At 32.1% G+C, this 19,276-nt stretch carries 14 protein-coding genes; 13 read left to right on the plus strand and 1 reads right to left on the minus strand.

The window, feature by feature from the left end:
• Window positions 1-66 precede the first annotated feature (66 nt).
• The 3 genes from ACVC5O_RS04555 (at window position 67) to ACVC5O_RS04565 (ending at window position 6,626) form a co-directional block, all read left to right on the plus strand.
• On the plus strand, window positions 67-2,484 hold the full coding sequence (locus ACVC5O_RS04555) for a prolyl oligopeptidase family serine peptidase (RefSeq protein ID WP_452220284.1): 2,418 nt from the start codon (window positions 67-69) through the stop codon (window positions 2,482-2,484).
• A 177-nt stretch (window positions 2,485-2,661) separates the two neighbouring features.
• Window positions 2,662-4,551 (plus strand): molecular chaperone HtpG, encoded by a 1,890-nt coding sequence (gene htpG, locus ACVC5O_RS04560; protein WP_452220285.1) that lies wholly within the window; start codon window positions 2,662-2,664, stop codon window positions 4,549-4,551.
• A gap of 227 nt (window positions 4,552-4,778) precedes the next feature.
• On the plus strand, window positions 4,779-6,626 hold the full coding sequence (locus ACVC5O_RS04565; RefSeq protein WP_452220286.1) for a cystathionine beta-synthase: 1,848 nt from the start codon (window positions 4,779-4,781) through the stop codon (window positions 6,624-6,626).
• 7 nt (window positions 6,627-6,633) lie between these two features.
• Here the strand turns inward: ACVC5O_RS04565 and ACVC5O_RS04570 are convergent, their stop codons facing one another.
• Entirely contained in the window at window positions 6,634-7,284 is a 651-nt protein-coding gene (locus ACVC5O_RS04570) for a class I SAM-dependent methyltransferase (RefSeq protein WP_452220287.1), read from the minus strand.
• Between the two features lie 148 nt (window positions 7,285-7,432).
• On the opposite strand from ACVC5O_RS04570, the gene ACVC5O_RS04575 reads away from it, so the two are divergent.
• The 10 genes from ACVC5O_RS04575 to ACVC5O_RS04620 all read left to right on the plus strand — a co-directional run bounded on the left by ACVC5O_RS04575 (window position 7,433) and on the right by ACVC5O_RS04620 (window position 19,268).
• Window positions 7,433-9,265, plus strand: coding sequence for a Xaa-Pro dipeptidyl-peptidase (locus ACVC5O_RS04575; RefSeq protein WP_452220288.1), 1,833 nt, complete (start codon window positions 7,433-7,435; stop codon window positions 9,263-9,265).
• An 88-nt stretch (window positions 9,266-9,353) separates the two neighbouring features.
• Window positions 9,354-10,301 carry a tRNA dihydrouridine synthase gene (locus ACVC5O_RS04580; protein WP_452220289.1) on the plus strand — a complete coding sequence of 316 codons (948 nt, stop codon included), beginning with the start codon at window positions 9,354-9,356 and terminating at the stop codon, window positions 10,299-10,301.
• Window positions 10,302-10,346: 45 nt separating this feature from the next.
• Window positions 10,347-11,693: a hypothetical protein gene (locus ACVC5O_RS04585; RefSeq protein WP_452220290.1), complete on the plus strand. Its 1,347-nt coding sequence runs from the start codon at window positions 10,347-10,349 to the stop codon at window positions 11,691-11,693.
• A gap of 5 nt (window positions 11,694-11,698) precedes the next feature.
• Window positions 11,699-12,262, plus strand: coding sequence for a hypothetical protein (locus ACVC5O_RS04590; RefSeq protein ID WP_452220291.1), 564 nt, complete (start codon window positions 11,699-11,701; stop codon window positions 12,260-12,262).
• A 133-nt stretch (window positions 12,263-12,395) separates the two neighbouring features.
• Window positions 12,396-13,055 (plus strand): carboxypeptidase-like regulatory domain-containing protein, encoded by a 660-nt coding sequence (locus tag ACVC5O_RS04595; RefSeq protein ID WP_452220292.1) that lies wholly within the window; start codon window positions 12,396-12,398, stop codon window positions 13,053-13,055.
• A gap of 11 nt (window positions 13,056-13,066) precedes the next feature.
• Window positions 13,067-14,110, plus strand: coding sequence for a transglutaminase domain-containing protein (locus ACVC5O_RS04600; protein WP_452220293.1), 1,044 nt, complete (start codon window positions 13,067-13,069; stop codon window positions 14,108-14,110).
• Window positions 14,111-14,154: 44 nt separating this feature from the next.
• A complete protein-coding gene (locus tag ACVC5O_RS04605) occupies window positions 14,155-15,390 on the plus strand; it encodes a DEAD/DEAH box helicase (protein WP_452220294.1) in 1,236 nt (411 codons plus the stop codon).
• A gap of 78 nt (window positions 15,391-15,468) precedes the next feature.
• Window positions 15,469-16,431: a hypothetical protein gene (locus ACVC5O_RS04610; RefSeq protein ID WP_452220295.1), complete on the plus strand. Its 963-nt coding sequence runs from the start codon at window positions 15,469-15,471 to the stop codon at window positions 16,429-16,431.
• A 75-nt stretch (window positions 16,432-16,506) separates the two neighbouring features.
• Complete coding sequence (locus ACVC5O_RS04615) at window positions 16,507-18,720, plus strand: RelA/SpoT family protein (protein WP_452220296.1); 2,214 nt, start codon at window positions 16,507-16,509, stop codon at window positions 18,718-18,720.
• A gap of 92 nt (window positions 18,721-18,812) precedes the next feature.
• On the plus strand, window positions 18,813-19,268 hold the full coding sequence (locus tag ACVC5O_RS04620) for a Fur family transcriptional regulator (protein ID WP_452220297.1): 456 nt from the start codon (window positions 18,813-18,815) through the stop codon (window positions 19,266-19,268).
• Window positions 19,269-19,276 lie beyond the last annotated feature (8 nt).

Here is a 19,276-nt window from a genome sequence, read left to right on the forward strand (position 1 = left end):
AACCTAAAGTGCCATTTTATAAGCTATGTTTTCATTATATTTAGGCTTCAAAAAAAACTTATATTTATGAAATCATTACTATCATGTTGCCTATTATTATTTGTAATTTTAGGGTATTCTCAAGAAAATCTTACCTATCAAAAACCGCATAAAAATATTTTAGAATTGGCTGAAGCGCCTTTGGCTCCAAGCATTAGAATGGACAACGAAGGTGAAAATATTGTTTTTCTCTACAGAAGTGCATATAAATCTATTGAAGAACTCTCTGAAACCGAAATGCGTTTAGGTGGTTTACGTATTAATCCAGTAACTAATATTGGAAGCAGAACACGTTATTACACTAATATAAAGGTTAAAAATGATAAGAGTGGAAATCCAAAAAATGTTGAAGGTTTAACAGAGAATGGTCGTTTTGCAAACTTCTCATGGTCTCCAAACCAAAAATATATGACCTTTACAAATACGGTTTCTAATGGAGCAGAATTATGGTTATTAGACATTGCAAATGCCGAAGCAAGACAATTAACTAAAGCACAACTAAATGCTAATATGCGAAATCCTGCGGTTTGGATGAAAAATAGCGAAGCATTATTGGTAAAAATGTTACCAGAAAGTAGAAAACCACTTATTAACACTAAAGAAGCCGTTCCAACAGGGCCTACAATTTCTGTTAGTGAAACTGGTGTAAAAGCGCAAAACCGAACTTACCAAGATTTACTTAAAAACCCAAACGACGAGCATAATTTTGAGCAATTAGCACAATCAGAACTTTATAAAGTATCGCTTAATGGTAATGCTAGCCTTTGGAAATCTGCAGACATGTATCGTGGCATATCCTTCTCTCCTAATGGGAATTATGTAATGATTACAACCATTAAAAAGCCTTTTTCTTATTTAGTGCCTTACTATAGATTTCCGTCGCAAACCAACATCTATCAAAGTAATGGCGATTTAGTAAAAACCATGCTAGAAGTTCCTTTAATTGAAGATTTACCTAAAGGTTTTATGGCAGAAAGAACAGGTATGCGTAATTTAAGTTGGAGAAGCGACAAACCTGCAACTTTGTATTGGGCCGAAGCTTTAGATGGTGGAGATCCTGAAAATAAAGTAGAATATAGAGACCAAGTGTTTCAGCAAGATGCACCTTTTAATGGTAAAATCACTTCACTTTTAAAAACCAAAGACAGATTTAGTAGTATTATTTGGGGAAATGATAACGTAGCAATAGCTAATGATTATTGGTGGAATACCAGAAACACAAGAACTTATATTTTTAATCCCTCTAACCCTAACCAAGAACCAATAGTTTTATTTAACAGAAATTACCAAGATGTTTACAGCAATCCAGGAAGTTTTGTTTACACAAAAAACAACTTTAATGAATATGTTTTAGATATAGAGGCTAACAAGGCCTATTTAATTGGCGAAGGATATAGCGAGGCTGGTAAATTTCCTTTTATAGACGAAATAAATTTAGAGTCTCAAAAAACAAAACGATTATACCAATCTACTTTAACAGACAAAGTAGAAAGCATTAGCTCTGCTTTAAATGCTAAAAAGGGAACATTTTTAGTGCGAATAGAATCTAAAAATGAATTTCCAAATTATTATATTAGAGATATTAACAAACAAAATAGCTTAACACCATTAACGACGTTTGAAAACCCATTTAAAAGTATCCAAAATGTAAAAAAGGAAGTGATTACTTACAAACGTGATGATGGCTTAGATTTATCAGGAACTTTATACTTGCCTACAAATTACCAGAAAGGCAAAACATACCCTATGATTTTATGGGCTTATCCTCGTGAGTTTAAAGATAAAAGTAGTGCAGGACAAAACACCTCAAGTTCTAATGAGTTTACATACCCTTATTATGGCTCACCAATTTACTGGGTAACTAGAGGTTATGTAGTATTAGACGATGCTGCTTTTCCAATAATTGGCGAAGGAGACGAGCAACCAAACGACACCTTTATTAAACAATTAGTAGCCAATGGAAAAGCTGCTATTGATGCTGTAGATGCTTTAGGTTATATTGATAGAGAACGTGTGGCAGTTGGTGGCCACAGTTATGGTGCCTTTATGACCGCAAATTTATTAGCGCATTCAAATTTATTTGCAGCAGGTATTGCTAGAAGTGGTGCATATAATAGAACACTAACCCCTTTTGGTTTTCAAAGTGAAGAGCGCAACTATTGGGAAGCTCCAGAAATATATTATAACATGTCGCCTTTTATGCATGCCGATAAAATGAAAACACCTCTACTTTTAATTCATGGAGAAGCCGATAATAATTCTGGTACTTACCCTTTACAAAGTGAGCGTTATTTTAATGCTTTAAAAGGACTAGGAGCACCTGTTAGATTAGTTATGTTGCCTAAAGAAAGTCATGGTTATGCAGCAAAAGAATCTATTTTACACATGCTTTGGGAACAAGACCAATGGTTAGAAAAGCATGTAAAAAATAAAGAAAACCAATAATTAAATAATTATATAATTTTAAATGCCATTCCTCAACGAATGGCATTTTTTGTATTAAAATGTCACTTTGTCACTTTTACCTTATTGGCATTTTTGTTGACTTGCTTGTAATACAGATTAAAAATTAGATATATTAATAAAATTCTTGTTTTGCAGGAATAACAAATAATTTAAATTATGACAAAAGGAAATATTAATGTTTCGGTTGAAAACATTTTCCCATTAATCAAGAAATTTTTATACAGCGACCACGAAATCTTTTTACGTGAGCTTATTAGTAATGCTACAGATGCCACTTTAAAACTGAAGCATTTAACTAGTATTGGAGAGTCCAAATCAGAATACGGAAATCCAATAATTGAAGTTAAAATTGATAAAGAAGGTAAAAAACTTCATATTATCGATCAAGGTTTAGGGATGACAGCAGACGAGGTTGAAAAATACATTAACCAAGTTGCTTTTTCTGGAGCCGAAGAGTTTTTAGATCAATACAAAGATGCTGCAAAAGATTCTGGAATTATTGGTCATTTTGGTCTTGGTTTCTATTCTGCTTTTATGGTTGCAGAAAAAGTAGAAATCATTACTAAATCACATAAAGAAGGAACAACAGCAGCACATTGGACGTGCGATGGCTCTCCAGAATTTACTTTAGAACCTCACGATAAGACAGAAAGAGGAACAGAAATTATACTTCATATTGCAGAAGACTCTACAGAGTTTTTAGAAGAAGCGCGTATTGGAAGCTTATTAACAAAATACAATAAGTTTATGCCTATTCCAATTAAATTTGGAACAAAGGAAGTTAATGTAGAACTTCCAGAGGACGCTCCAGAAGATGCAAAACCAGAGAAAAAAACTATAGATAATATAATTAATAATCCTAATCCTGCTTGGACAAAACAACCCACAGAATTAGAAGATGAAAATTATAAAAGTTTCTATAAAGAGTTATACCCTTCGCAATTCGAAGACCCACTTTTTCACATACATTTAAATGTAGATTATCCTTTTAATTTAACAGGAATCTTGTATTTCCCAAAAATGACTCAGGATATGGCTATGCAAAAGGATAAGATTCAGTTATATCAAAATCAAGTTTTTGTAACCGATAATGTAGAAGGTATTGTACCTGAATTTTTAACCATGTTACGTGGTGTAATCGATTCGCCAGACATCCCATTAAACGTGTCGCGTTCTTACCTCCAAGCAGATGGAGCAGTAAAAAAGATTTCGTCTTACATTACTCGTAAAGTTGCCGATAAATTAAAATCCCTATTTAATAACAATCGTGAAGATTTTGAAAAAAAATGGGACGATATTAAAATAGTTATTGAATACGGAATGCTTTCTGAAGAAAAATTCTTCGAAAAATCCGAAGCTTTCGCTTTATATCCAACAGTAGATGGTACATATTACACCTTTGCAGAGTTAGAAGAAAAAATTAAACCTGCTCAAACAGACAAAGACAACAAATTAGTTGTGCTTTATGCAAGCAATAAAGATGAGCAACACAGTTATATTGAAGCTGCAAAAGCTAAAGGCTACGAGGTACTTTTATTAGACTCTCCAATTGTGTCGCATTTAATCCAAAAATTCGAAACCACTAAAGAGAACGTAACTTTTGTACGTGTAGATGGCGACCATATTGACAACCTAATTAAGAAAGATGAAGAGGCAATCTCTAAACTTTCTGAAGAAGAAAAAACAAGTTTAGAGGCTTTGTTGAAAGAGGTTATTCCTTCAGAAAAATTTATGGTACAATTAGAAGCTATGGATAGCAATGCAACACCATTTATGATTACACAACCAGAATTTATGCGACGCATGAAAGAGATGCAGCAAACTGGTGGAGGCGGAATGAATATGTTTGGTAACATGCCAGAAATTCACAACCTAATTGTAAACACTAACTCGGAGTTAGTTAACGAAATTTTAAATACTAAAACTAAAAAGAAACAAGAGCGTTTAATTACGCAAAGCTTAGACTTAGCGCGTTTATCGCAAGGCTTATTAAAAGGCGAAGAACTTACAAATTTTATTAAACGTAGCTACGACATGATTAAGTAAGCGAAGTGTAATTTAGAGAGTTTTGTTATTGCGAGTCGCTCATTTCAGCGACGTGGCAATCTCAATAATTAAAATAGATTTCGCTTTCGCGAAAACAAAAAGCCACTTGTAAATAGTGGCTTTTTTTATAAGCAAGGCTACGGTTTAAATTATAAGAAAATGCGCGTTCAGGCTTCTAAAATATATCTTATTAATGTATCTTGCCAACCAATAAAAAGAAGCGATTTATGAACGATAATAGAGTATTAAATTTTATAAAAGACGTTTTAAAAACTATGCCAAATGGTTGGTTGAGTACAACAACACACCGACTAGATATTTATAATGAAGCATTGGCAAAAACTGAGTTTTTAAATGAATTTGAAGCTTTATTTAAAACAAATACTGCTCAAACATTTGCACTAAATGAGTTACCAACTGCATACGATTATATAAGATTAGGGCATCCATTATCTTGTGTTTTAGAATGGGGAATTGCAAAATTACACCATATAAAACCAGAACAAGTTATTAGTTTTGCATCTCAAACGATGCCAATTTTAGCAATACTTAGAACCAATTTATTAGCAAAAAAAAACACTCAAATTGTATATACTGATGAGCTACCAAAGTATTTTAATGAAAAGCTTTTAAAAGTAGTTTATGGCTATAACTTTGAACTTAAACGTATCAAAAATGCTTCAGAAGTATCTAAATACAATGGCTCAACAATCTTCTTTTCAGAAGAAAATAAAATAGACACCATTACGCTTCATCCCAATATTGATTTTTATTGTAACAATTATGCGCACTTTGGCAGCATTTTTCTGGTAAATGGAGAGCATAACAAAAATTACATTTCAGAGATACAACACGTACGACGAAGAGAAACAATTGCTATGACACCAGAAAATTGTCATACAATTTTAAAAGCGTTTATAAATCAAACGTTAATAAACTCGACTAAAAACAACACTGTTGAAGTTGATAAAAAAAGTGTTTTGGATGCTATTACATCTATTACTGGCACAGCTACAAAACCACTTGTTGGATCCAGCGGACTATCTATTCAATATGCCATAATGATGGGACTTATTGACCATGCACTGCAACATTATAAAGGAAAAGATATTAAGTTTATTGTGCCTCCAAATTGTTATGGTGGTACAAATGACCAAGCACGTCGTGTTGCTGCTTGTATTAATAATGTTGAGATTGTAGATTTACCTGTGGATGGAGATAACGATATGGTTAAAAGTATTGACCGTGTTTTACATTCTATAGCTCAACAAGATGCAATCCCTTATATTATTGCAGAAATCCCAACAAATCCAAGGGTTGAAGTTCCTGATTTAGATAAATTAAAAGCCACTTTAAGTACAGTTCGTAAAACAAAAACAGGATCGACTGCTATTGCTCCAGTTTTTATTTTAGATCAAACGTTTTGTCCAAATGTGCTCTTTTTAGCCGAAGGCAAAATACTGTCTAATGTAAAAACAATTTCTTATGCTAGTGGCTCTAAATTCCCAAGTGGAGGACAATGTACTGCTGGTTATTGTGTAGGCAATACACAAACAGAAACGTTGATGCATAACATAAAAAAACATCTTACACTTTGTGATAACGAAGCGACAGCGCTTCAATACAAAATATTAGCCAAGCAGTTACCTTCTATGAACCAAAGAATTAAGGAGGCTTATAAAAACACTCGTGAGTTTGTTAATTACATTAATAAAACTTTACCAAAAGCCAAAATCAATTTTGTTTCCGAAGAACTCGCAAAACAAGATTTTACACCATCTGTATTCTCTTTAGATTTACCTACAAAAGGAGACACAGACAAAGAAAGAGAAACCTACAAAAGAGCCTTAAATCTTAAATTAATTAATTTAATGATTACCGAAATTCCTAACGAGAGTAAGTATTGTGTAAGTTACGGACAATTACAAGGTTGCTATTGGACTATTCCTGCAACCTCAACACAAGGTACCACTAAAGAAGGAGATAAAGATTATATTGTACGTGCTTCACTTTCGGCTAATATGGATTTGGAAAAACATAAGGCTGTGTTTTTAAAATTTGTTGAAAGTATATAGTAATACACTAAAAAACGCTATACAACGTAGTGACAATTACACCTTTATTTTCCTTTAAAGTAAAAGACGCTAATTCCTTTTCTTCTTTTACCTTAAAATTAAATGGTGGAGCTAATAAATTTAAACCACTTTGCTTTTTTATTCTTATTCCTTGTCCTGAGATTATGTTTTTGTTAGGTATAAAATTAGCTTCTGGTACATGTTCAGTTAAAATAATATACTTAAACTTGGTTAACTTTTCAACTATACTCAGCACTTCCTCATTAGATAAATGCTGAAGTACCTGTCTTAATATCGCACAATCTGCAAAAGGCAAATTATCTACTGCAATATCCAAGCATTTAAACTCTAAATTTTCGGCTTTAAAATGCGCTTTATTATATTCAATAAGAGCAGCGACTATATCTACTGCAATATATTTTTTGGTATATTTCACCAAATGGTTCCCAATATTAAAATCGCCACAACCTAAATCGCAAACTGTAAGTGAGTTTTTAAAACTGTTTAAAAATGAGCTTACAGCTTTTAAATAAGGTGTAATTATTTCTGGATTATGCGATCCTACACCTGAATAAAATTTGGAAGAATTATTTCCCCAAAGTTGCATTTCATAAACCTGTTCCATGACTTTTTTGGTTGGCCAAGGTATTTTCTTCATTTTAATAAATTATATGATTACTCTTAATTTTATTCTATTAAAAACCACACTCAAATATAAATGATATGGCTTTTGAATCCGAAAAAGTTAAATATTATATTTTAAATAAAATGCTTAACTTGTTTGCTTAAAATAATTTGCATAATTTATGAAAAACATACAACAATTAATCATAATAGGTTTGCTTTCAATAGTGTTTACGAACACCAGTATCGCTCAGGAAAAAACTGTACCTGTCTTTGAGAATGGCGAAGCACAAATAGTAAAAGAATTTAGTAATTACAAGGATTGGATAAGGCACGATCTTTGGGTGCAAACACCTTTTAATACTGATGGAGATAACGCTTTAGATCGTGTACACGTCTCTGTAACCAGACCAAAACAAACAGACACCGAAGGTTTAAAACTACCAGTTATATACATTACAAGTCCTTATTTTGCTGGAGTTGCACCAGACCTTCCTGGTTCTATGTGGAATGTACAGCACGAACTTGGAGAACCAGCTCCTACAGAACGCGTGCATCCAGAAGTTACTAGACGTGGAGAACGACCAATAATTTCTAACTCGCACATCACTAAATGGGTACCTCGTGGTTATATTGTTGTGCACTCGTCTTCTCCTGGAACAGGTTTATCGCAAGGAAGCCCAACTGTTGGAGGCGAAAACGAATCGTTAGCTCCAAAAGCTGTTATTGATTGGCTAAATGGACGTGCAAAAGGGTATACTACTCCAGATGGAGATGAAGAAGTAAAAGCAACTTGGACTACAGGAAAAGTAGGAATGACAGGAACATCGTACAACGGAACCTTACCTCTAGCTGCAGCAACAACTGGTGTTGAAGGCTTAGAAGCCATAATACCTATTGCACCTAACACATCGTATTATCACTATTATAGGTCTAACGGTTTGGTACGACATCCTGGAGGCTATTTAGGGGAAGATATTGATGTGCTTTATGATTTTATACATAGTGGAGACGAAAGTAAACGACCATATAACAATAAAACTGTTAGAGATACAGAAATGGTAAACGGTATGGATAGATTAACAGGAGATTATAACGATTTTTGGGCTGGAAGAGATTATATTAATCACATGGATGGCATGAAGGCTGCTTTGCTAATGGCACATGGTTTTAATGATTGGAATGTTATGCCAGAGCATAGTTACCGAATTTACAAAAAAGCCAAAGAAATGGGTTTGCCAACTCAAATTTACTATCACCAATTTGGTCATGGTGGTCCTCCTCCATTAACTATGATGAATCGTTGGTTTACACGCTATTTACATGGAATAGAAAATGGTGTTGAACAAGATAAACAGGCATGGATTGTTAGAGAAAACGATAAAATGGATCAACCTACAGCCTACGATGCGTACCCAAACCCAAATGCAAAGGAAGTGACTTTATTTTTAAATAAAGGAGGAAATACTGTTGGCGCTTTATCTACTAAAAAGAAAAAAAGGCAAAAAACTGAAACTTTAATAGACGATTTTAATGTCTCAGGAAAAGAACATGCACAAGCAACAAGTTCTAAAAACAGATTACTTTATGCTACACCAAAGCTAACAAAAGATGTTCACATTTCTGGCGAAAGCCAAATTACTATTAGTATGTCTAGTAGTAAACCTGCTGTAAATTTAACAGTTTGGCTAGTCTCACTACCTTGGGAAAATAACACTAAACTACTTACAGATAATATTATAACTCGTGGTTGGGCCGATCCTCAAAATCAAAAATTACTAAGAGAAAGTGCTCCTTTAAAACCAGGTAAATTTTACGATGTCTCCTTTAAATTACAACCAGATGACCAAATTATTAGAGCTGGACAACAAATTGGATTAATTATTTTTTCAAGTGATAAGGATTTTACAATTCATCCAAAACCAGGCACAGAATTAACTGTAAACTTAGATAAAACGCAATTGGTTTTACCAGTTGTTGGTGGCCTTGAAGCATTAGAAAAAGCAACAAAATAAATACACTAAAACTATATGTGTTTAAAACCACTTCTTCGTTGAAGTGGTTTTTCATTTTAAACTATATTTGCTTAACGCTTATAATCCCATGTCAATTTCATTACTTTCTTCCCCTTTACAAGGTTTTACAGATTTTAGATTCCGTAATGCATTTCATCATTATTTTGGAGGTATCGATACATTTTATGCGCCTTATATAAGGTTGAACGGAAAACTAAAAATTAAGCAGTCCTACCAATTAGATTTGCAACCAGAACACAATACCACTTTAGAAGTTATACCACAAGTTATGACAAATGATGCAGATGAATTTTTGTTTGTTGTAAAATACGTACAAAGCTTAGGCTATAAAGAGTTAAACTGGAATTTAGGTTGTCCGTATCCAATGGTTACAAAATCAGGAATGGGTTCTGGTTTAATTTGCAATCCTACTAAAATTGATGATATTTTAAAAAGAATACACAACGAAACAGACATCACTGTTTCTATGAAAATGAGAATGGGTTACGACCATGCCGAAGAAATTTTAGACACCTTCCCTATTCTAAATAAATATCCGCTTAAAAACATTGCAATCCATGCTCGCATTGGCAAGCAATTATACAAAGGTCCTGTAGATTTAAATGCGTTTGAGCGTTGCATAACTAACACAAAACATAAACTCTATTACAATGGAGATATTACAAGTGTAGATGCGTTTAAAAAAATGCAAACACGTTTTCCTAGTATAGATCATTTTATGATTGGTCGTGGTTTAATCGCAGATCCTTTTTTACCAAGTATGATTAAAAATAACACTACAATATATCCTAAAAACCGTTGGGACATTTTTTTAGAGTTTCACAACACAATTTACCAACAATACGATGAGTATTTGTCAGGACCAACACCCATAAAAATGAAAATGTTAGGTTTTTGGGAGTTTTTCTCTCAGTCGTTTTCTAATCCTCAAAAAACGTATAAAGCCATAAAAAAAGCAGGCAATCCTGTTAAATACAAACAAGCTGTTGCTAGTATTTTAAATAATGAACAATAAAATTTGATATTTAACTATATTTACAGCTAATCCTAACAATTAATAATGCGAAATAATTACAGATCCAAAAGCTTTAAAAAATGGTTGGACCAACTACAACAAGAGAGTTGGCAACTAGAACTTATTATTTCTGGGTTTTCAATTTATGGATTATCACAAGCAATAGGACCATTAGGAGTATATTTTAATATTTTTCAAAATGAAGGACAAGGCATTGTAGCATTTATATTAACAATAGCACTTATCTCCTGCTCCATTTTAATGTTTACACTAATCCTACATGTTATATTAAGAGGGTTATGGATTGGTGCTTTAGGATTACGTTATGTTTCTGGAGATATCGATTATAAAGCACTTAACTACAGTTCGTTATTCGATAAATATTTACGGAAACGAATAGGCTCTTTCGATAAGTATATAGCCAGATTAGAAGATTATTGTAGTGTTTTATTTGCACTATCTTTTTTATTAGTTTTCTATGTAATATCAGCCTTTCTAACCATTGGAGTTATAGCTTCAATTGCTTGGGTGTTTTTTGATTTTGGTGATTCGCAAACAGATAACTCTGTTTCAATGACAGTTGGTATTATATTAATTTGCATTTTTTTAATAGGTGTATTTTTAAATTTTATAGATTTTGTCACTCAAGGTATTTTAAAAAAATACAAATGGACGTCACTAATATATTTTCCCTTTTATTGGGTGTTTAGTTTTATAACACTATCCTTTTTATACAGGCCATTAGTGTATAATTTTTTAGACAATAAGTTTGGCAAACGCTTAAGTTTGTTTCTTGTCCCTTTGTATGCAATAATTATATACACTACTACTTTAAATTATAACAGATCAAACTATTTAGACGAAACTAATACTTCTTCTTCTTATACATCAAATAAGTTTAATTATGAGGATTTAATTGAAGAAGAAGGAGAATTTATAAACGAAGTATCTATTCCTTCTAAAATAATTGAAAAACCTTATCTACCTGTGTTTTTTGAATATTATAATCAAATTGAAACTGAAGTCTTTAAATTTAACAACTCATTAAAACCTAAAGAAGATAAACGAGGTGTTGCCTCTAGCATTGAGCTAAATATAAACTCAGACATAAACGCTTTACAAAGAAAAAAAGACAGTCTAACTATAGAGTATTTAAAAACTCTAAAACACATGTATAATATTAAAATAGACTCTATTAATATTACAAATTATGATTTTGTGTTTACAACAAATAAACAAAACCAATTAGGTTTTGAAACCGTTTTAGATTTAGACACTCTTCCAAAAGGGAAACATGTTTTACATATTAATCGTTTAGAAAAACTAAACAAAACAGACTCAACAGTTAACAAGAAAATAATATCAATTCCTTTCTGGTATTACAAAAATTAATCTATTTGACTACAATTTCTTTTTCAGACAAAAAGCAATTTATAATGTTTGCACTCCGTAAACACTTAGGTTTAATTGGTATATGGTTAATTTTTATTGTCTTTGGGATTTTGTTTTATTTGATTGGTACGCAAGTAAATGATATAGGATTAGGGTTTAAAATTTTTGGCAGTTTATTTATTGTATTAAGCTCTGCATTTGTGCTATTTACTTTACCTTCTAGTTTTAAATATTATTACAATAAGGCACTCACAAAAAAATACGGAAGTTATACTTTTGCAACTGTAACCAATAAAAGAATTGACGATTATTCACATACAACAAGTACATTAAAGGGTGGAAAAGCAAAAAAAATTGAAACCTTTTTATATGTTATAGAATTTCAGTTTAACTACATTACTACTACATATCATAGTGAGTGTGCTTTTAAACACCAATCTACATATAACGCTATAACAGAAGACACAGAGTTACCAATAAAATTTCTTAAAACAAATCCTAAAATTGCATATTTAAGACGACGAAAATTAGCAAATCAGCTTGGTATCCCAGAAAAAGACTGCCAATAACAACCCTTTCTTTAAAGTAAACTTTCATAATGTAACGCTTTACTCACTCAAAAGTAGAGTTCACTAATTCCCTGTTTTTATAAGTTATAATCCTTCTTAAGTTTGATGTATAATAACATTAAAACTAAATATTATGGAAAATCAATTCAACTTAGAGATTAACACACCTTGCTCAGAAAAATTTAATCAATTTACACCAACTCCAAAAGGTGGATTTTGTGGTTCTTGCGAAAAAGAAGTTATCGATTTTACTGGCATGAATGCACAGCAAATTATTTCTTATTTTAAAAATAAAGAAAACAAAAACACTTGCGGACAATTTAATAGTAACCAATTAGGCTCTTATGTTAAAAACCCAAGAAAAAGTAAACTAGTAAGTCTATTAAGCGGAATTGGCTTAGCTTGTCTCTCACTATTCTCATTTACTACAGTACAAGCGCAAGAGATCAAAAACTCTTCAGAAATAAAAACGGATACTACAAAAAACACTTTTAAAGTACAAGGTACCATTTTGGACGAAAACAACTTACCATTACCAGGCACAAACGTAGTATTACAAGGCTCTGCAATTGGCACGCAAACAGATTTTGATGGCAATTTCGAGTTTCCTCAAAAATTAAAAATAGGAGATGTTTTACTCTTTAGTTTTGTTGGCTACGAGTCTAAAAAAATAGTTATTACTAATAAAGATTCTGCTTCAAAAATAAGCTTAAAAGTGAATATGGATGCAAGCTCAATGATTATTATGGGAAGAGTTGCAGTTAAAGAAGTGTACAAATCTAAAAAACAATAATAGCTGTTTTTATGAAACATACGCTACTCTTTCTAGTCATTATAACATTCTCTGTTGGGAATGCGCAAATCTCGGATTTTAAAACTATAGATTTTACTGTTGCAGATAATCGTGCTAAACTTCACAAAGGTCATAGTTTAAATAACATGCCTTTGTTAGCACATAAACTCACCAAAAATTTACCAACAGAAGTTGAGAAATTTAGAGCCATTTACACTTGGGTGTGTACTAATATTAAAGGAGACTCCAACCAGCATGATAAAGTAAGTAAAAAGCGTAAACAACTACAAAATGATAGTTTAGGGTATATAAACTGGAATAAGAAGTTTAAAAAAGTAGCCTTTAAAACACTGCTAAACAAAAAGAAAACTATGTGTACTGGTTATGCCTATTTAATAAAAGAACTATGTTTTTTAGCAAACATAGAATCGAAAATAATTGATGGCTACGCACGATCAGTGAGTACAAACATTAACTCTTTAGAGTTAGCTAACCACTCTTGGAATGTTGTAAAACTAAATAACAAATGGTATTTGTGTGATGCCACTTGGTCTAGCGGTTACATGCTATCCAACGGTTATTTTGTTAGTGATTATAACGATGGTTATTTTTTAACAGATCCTGTTTTATTTGCTCAAAACCATTATCCAATACATAAAAAATGGTTATTAAACGAAAAGCTAATTGCTGAAAATTTTATTGCTACTCCACTCGTTTATTCTGAAACATTTTCGCATAAAATAATACCTGTTAGTCCAGAAAAAATGAGTGTGACTGCTTTTAAAAATGAAAACATCAAATTCAGATTTAAAATGCTTCAAAATAATCCAAATGCTAAGATTAAATTAGTTTACTTCTCTGGAGACAACCAACGAGAATTTGAAATCAGCAACCTTAAAAAAGAACAGGATTCAATTTCATTTCAAACTCAAATAAAGCGCAAAGGGTTTTACGATATTCATTTAAAAATTGACAACGATATTGTAGCTACATATACAATTAATGTGATTAAAAATGATGATAAAAACGTATCTCCTAAATTAGTTTTTCAATAAAGTAAGGATTAAAAAACTACCTTTGTAGTAAACGTTTAAAATACATGTCCTTTAAAGACTTACAACTTAACAAGCCTCTTTTAAGAGCCATTGCAGAAGCTGGTTACGACAATCCAACACTTGTGCAAGAAAAAACAATCCCTTTTGTATTAGATAAAAGAGATGTAATTACCTCTGCACAAACAGGAACTGGTAAAACAGCTGCCTTTGCATTGCCAATTTTACAGGTATTGTACGATAAGCAAGTAGCCTCTAAAAAAGGAAAAAAAATAAGAGCATTAATTGTAAGTCCTACTCGAGAATTAGCTGCTCAAATCCAAGAAAACTTTAAAACCTATGGTAAAAACACCAACTTAACAAGTACTGTTATTTATGGTGGTACAAGTATAGAACCACAAAAAGATGTGCTTAATAAAGGTGTAGATATTTTAATTGCTACTCCAGGTCGTTTGCTAGATTTACACAAACAAGATGTTATAAACTTAGATTATATTGAAACTCTTGTTTTGGACGAAGCCGATTTAATGTTGGATATGGGATTTATAGACGATGTTAAAAAAATAGAACGTCTGTGTCCTGAAGACAAACAAATTTTGCTATTCTCTGCAACAATGCCATTTAAAGTAGAGCAATTAGCCAACACCATTTTAAAAAACCCAGAACGTATTGAGGTCACTCCAACGTCTTCTGCTGCAAAAAATGTAAGCCAGGTTTTATATTATGTGCCTAAAAAAAATAAAATCGAATTGTGTTTACACTTACTTCGCAACACAATTAAAGGAAATATTTTAATTTTTAGACGCACAAAATTTGGTGTCGATAAATTAGAACAAACACTACTAAAAAATGATTATAAAGTAGAAACTATCCATGGCGACAAATCGCAAAATTTAAGAACAGATGCGCTTAAAAAATTTAAAAATGGGTATGTAAATATTTTAATTGCAACAGACGTTGCAGCTCGTGGTATTGATATAAATGAGTTAGATGCAGTTATTAATTTCGATATGCCAAATGTGCCAGAAACCTACGTACATCGTATTGGTAGAACTGGTCGTGCTGGTAGTTTTGGAAAATCGTATTCGTTATGTTCTGCAGATGAAAAAAGCTATGTAAAAAGCATACAACAACTTATTAATGTACAAATCCCAGTTGAGGAGAATCATCCTTATCCTTTAGATCCTAAAGCGAAACCAATTATACATAAAAAACAAGGCAGTAAATATAAAAAAGGACGTAAAAGCGAAGCGTCTAAAAAGAAAAAGAAACGTTGGTATTAAAAACCATAATCAGTTAAGTAATACATCGCCTTATTTTAGCGTTTACACCATTGTACCCAGAAGCATTAAACAAAAAAAATGAACAAATACATTATTATAATTGCACTAGTAATTAGCAATTTAGTTTGTAGCCAAACTGTAATACAAGATCGGCAATCAAAAATTGGTGTTTCATTTGCAACTATATCTTTTGGTAATGGTAATGGGTTGTTTGCGGATGAAGATGGTCAGTTTATTTTCACCCAAAAACTATATAACGATATAGACTCGTTGTACATTTCTGCAGTAGGCTACAAAGCAGTAACATTTGCAACAAAAAATTTAGCATCTACACTTTTTTTAGAACCTTCAACCGAAGCTTTAGATGAAGTTATAATAACTACAAAACCAAAAGGGAAGTTTAAAACTGTAACTATTAAACCTAATGCCTACAACGACTATTTTAAATGTTGGTTACCAACCATAGAATCAGAAATAGCAGTATTTTTCCCTAACAACGACACAAAAACCAAACAGGTTTCAAAAGTACTTGTACCAATAAAAGTGGAAGATAATTGGGATAATAAATCTTCTAACAAATTAAAATTTTCTACCTTATTTAGACTTCAGTTTTACGAAAACAACAATGGTGTGCCTGGAGACCATTTAACCAGTGATAATGTATTATTTATAGCGACTGAAAACAGCAAAAACAAATTAGAAATCGACGTCTCCAAACACAATATTTATGTGCCTAAATCTGGTATTTATGTTTCAATTCAGGTTTTAGGTTATACCAATGTTAAAGGCAAATTACTGCCAAACAAAAAATATCAGGAAGTAAAAACAAAACGAGGTATTGTAAAAGTCTCAACAACCTTTAGACCTCTTTTACCTTTTACAGATAAGGTTATTGGTAAAAACACGTATGTAAAACGCGTGTTTTTAAATGGAAACAGATGGCAACGTTTTGACCAAAATAACATTAACGACTCTAACCTATTAAGCCAAGGCCTAACCAATTACGGAATGGGTTTAAAACTTCAGGTTTATAAAAAATAAACTTATTTAGTTTAATCTTCAAAAAACATACTGCACATTCAATTTTTTTACTATTTTTAGTATAGAAATCACAATATGACAGCAGTAGATCTAGAAAAAGAAAATCAGGCCATAACCAAAGCCTACAAAGAGCTTTTAAGTGTAAGCTATCGCGATTTAACAACCGACGATAAAAAACTAATACGCAAAGCCTTTGAGGTTGCTGTTGATGCGCACAAAGACCAACGCAGAAAAAGTGGCGAAGCCTATATTTTTCATCCCATTGCTGTGGCTAAAATTGTGGCTAAAGAAATTGGATTAGATGCTACGTCAATTGCTGCTGCCTTACTCCACGATGTGGTTGAGGATAGCGACGATTACACCATAAAAGATATCGAACAACTTTTTGGAGAAACCATTGCGAAAATTGTAGATGGACTTACAAAAATATCATCCTTAAAAAAGGATATGGATGTCTCACTTCAGGCAGAGAATTTTCGTAAAATGCTGCTTACTCTTAATGATGATGTGCGTGTAATTATTATTAAAATCGCAGACCGTTTACACAACATGCAAACCATGGAGTCTATGCGTGCAGATAAGCAAATAAAAATTGCTAGCGAAACACTTTATATTTATGCGCCTTTGGCACATAGAATTGGACTTTATAATATTAAAACAGAACTTGAAGATCTTGGATTAAAATATACTCAACCAGAAGTATTTAATGACATCCAAGAAAAAATGCAAGAAAGCAAAGAAGAACAAGATGCTTATATCGAAGAATTTAGCAATGTCCTAAAACAATCGTTAGATAAAGAAGGTTTAAATTATGATATTAAAGGCCGTCCAAAATCTATTTTTTCAATACGTCGAAAAATGGAAAAACAAGGTGTTGCTTTTGATGAAGTTTACGATAAATTTGCCATTAGAATTATTTATAAAAGTGATCTTGAAAACGAAAAATTTCTGGCATGGAAAATATATTCAGTTGTAACCGATCACTTTAGGCCAAATCCTGTTCGTCTTCGCGACTGGATTTCTTCACCTAAATCCACAGGATATGAAGCCTTACACATTACAGTAGTTGGACCAAAAGGACGTTGGGTAGAAGTGCAAATACGTAGTGAGCGTATGAATGAAATTGCCGAAAAAGGTTATGCAGCCCACTACAAATACAAAAATACAGACGATAAAGAAGATAGTCTAGACGATTGGATTAACAAACTCCAAGAAACCTTAGAAAATCCCTCACAAAATGCAGTAGATTTTGTAGAGCAGTTTAAACTCAATCTCTACTCTAAAGAAATTTTTGTGTTCACTCCAAAAGGAGATTTAAAATCCTTGCCAAAAGGCGCAACACCCTTAGACTTTGCTTTTAGTATACATACAGAAGTTGGCATGAAAACCAGAGGTGCAAAAGTAAATGGTAAATTAGTGCCTTTAAGTCACGAATTAAAAAGTGGAGATCGTGTAGATATCATGACTTCAGAGAATATTAGACCAAATTCTAACTGGTTAGATTATGCAACTACAGCAAGAGCTCGAAGCAAAATAAAAGCGTCATTAAATGATGAAAAGAAAGTATTAGGAGAAGAAGGAAAAGAAATTTTAAGACGAAAATTAAAACAGCTTAAAATTACGCTTAATGAAAACTCTGTAAACGAAATGGTAAATCATTTTAAACTTAAAACAAGTTTAGATTTATTTTATCGTGTTGGACTTGGCACTATTGATAACACAATGCTTAAAGAGTATGCTTCCTCAAGGAGTAATGCTTTTATGAGCTATATTAAAAATAAAATTTCCAGAAAACCATCGACTAATAAAGAAGACATTGAAAAGGATGAAGTTACTACAAAATACGATCTTTTAGTATTTGGTAAAGAAGAAGAAAAATTAGATTATTCCTTTGCTAATTGTTGTTCTCCAATTCCTGGAGATAATGTTTTTGGGTTTCTAACCGTTAGCGATGGCATAAAAGTGCATAAAAAAAACTGTCCAAATGCAGTAAGCTTACAATCCAATTATGCCTACAGGATTATGACTGCAAAATGGATAGACTCCTCTCAACAAGAGTTTGCAGCACAAATTAAATTGTCTGGTATAGATAATTTAGGCTTGGTTAACGAGATCACTAAAGTCATTTCATCTAATATGCATGTTAATATGAAAAGTATTAGCTTTCAAAGTGACGATGGTATATTTACAGGAAAAATTAATGTAGTGGTTAACAACCAAACCATGCTTAAAAAGCTAATGGAAAACCTCAAAAAGGTAAACGGAATTGATAACGTTTCTAGAGAATAAAAACAGTTATTAACAATTATTAATAACACTTCTACCAAACAATTCTTTAAGTATAAGAATACTCAAAAAATTCCGTAAATTTGCCACTATATATGAGTGTGAAAACAGATACTAAAAATCAGGAAATAGTAAAAAATGTATTTACTACATTTTTAGAAAGTAATGGACATCGTAAAACTCCAGAACGTTACGCTATACTTCAAGAAATATACGATAGTGAGGAGCATTTTGACATAGAATCGCTCTACTTAAACATGAAAAACAAAAAATATCGTGTAAGTCGTGCAACCTTATACAATACTATAGAGTTACTTTTAACTTGTGGTTTGGTAAGAAAACACCAGTTTGGTCAAAACCAAGCACATTACGAAAAATCGTATTTCGATAAACAGCACGATCATGTTATCCTTACTGATACAGGAGAAGTGATTGAGTTTTGCGACCCAAGAATTCAATCTATTAAAAAAACAATTGAAGAGATTTTTGATATCGAAATCAACACACACTCACTCTACTTTTACGGCAACCGAAAATCAACCAAAAAATAATATTTTAC

The sequence above is a fragment of the Lacinutrix salivirga genome (assembly GCF_053604675.1).

Bases quoted from the DNA above. Each gene is read 5' to 3' on its own strand.
- ACVC5O_RS04585 (WP_452220290.1), top strand. From the start codon at position 10,347: ATGCGAAATAATTACAGATCCAAAAGCTTTAAAAAATGGTTGGACCAA.
- ACVC5O_RS04580 (WP_452220289.1), top strand. From the start codon at position 9,354: ATGTCAATTTCATTACTTTCTTCCCCTTTACAAGGTTTTACAGATTTT.
- ACVC5O_RS04620 (WP_452220297.1), top strand. From the start codon at position 18,813: ATGAGTGTGAAAACAGATACTAAAAATCAGGAAATAGTAAAAAATGTA.
- ACVC5O_RS04575 (WP_452220288.1), top strand. From the start codon at position 7,433: ATGAAAAACATACAACAATTAATCATAATAGGTTTGCTTTCAATAGTG.
- ACVC5O_RS04615 (WP_452220296.1), top strand. From the start codon at position 16,507: ATGACAGCAGTAGATCTAGAAAAAGAAAATCAGGCCATAACCAAAGCC.
- ACVC5O_RS04610 (WP_452220295.1), top strand. From the start codon at position 15,469: ATGAACAAATACATTATTATAATTGCACTAGTAATTAGCAATTTAGTT.
- ACVC5O_RS04600 (WP_452220293.1), top strand. From the start codon at position 13,067: ATGAAACATACGCTACTCTTTCTAGTCATTATAACATTCTCTGTTGGG.
- ACVC5O_RS04570 (WP_452220287.1), bottom strand. From the start codon at position 7,284: ATGAAGAAAATACCTTGGCCAACCAAAAAAGTCATGGAACAGGTTTAT.
- ACVC5O_RS04605 (WP_452220294.1), top strand. From the start codon at position 14,155: ATGTCCTTTAAAGACTTACAACTTAACAAGCCTCTTTTAAGAGCCATT.
- ACVC5O_RS04555 (WP_452220284.1), top strand. From the start codon at position 67: ATGAAATCATTACTATCATGTTGCCTATTATTATTTGTAATTTTAGGG.
- htpG (WP_452220285.1), top strand. From the start codon at position 2,662: ATGACAAAAGGAAATATTAATGTTTCGGTTGAAAACATTTTCCCATTA.
- ACVC5O_RS04565 (WP_452220286.1), top strand. From the start codon at position 4,779: ATGAACGATAATAGAGTATTAAATTTTATAAAAGACGTTTTAAAAACT.
- ACVC5O_RS04595 (WP_452220292.1), top strand. From the start codon at position 12,396: ATGGAAAATCAATTCAACTTAGAGATTAACACACCTTGCTCAGAAAAA.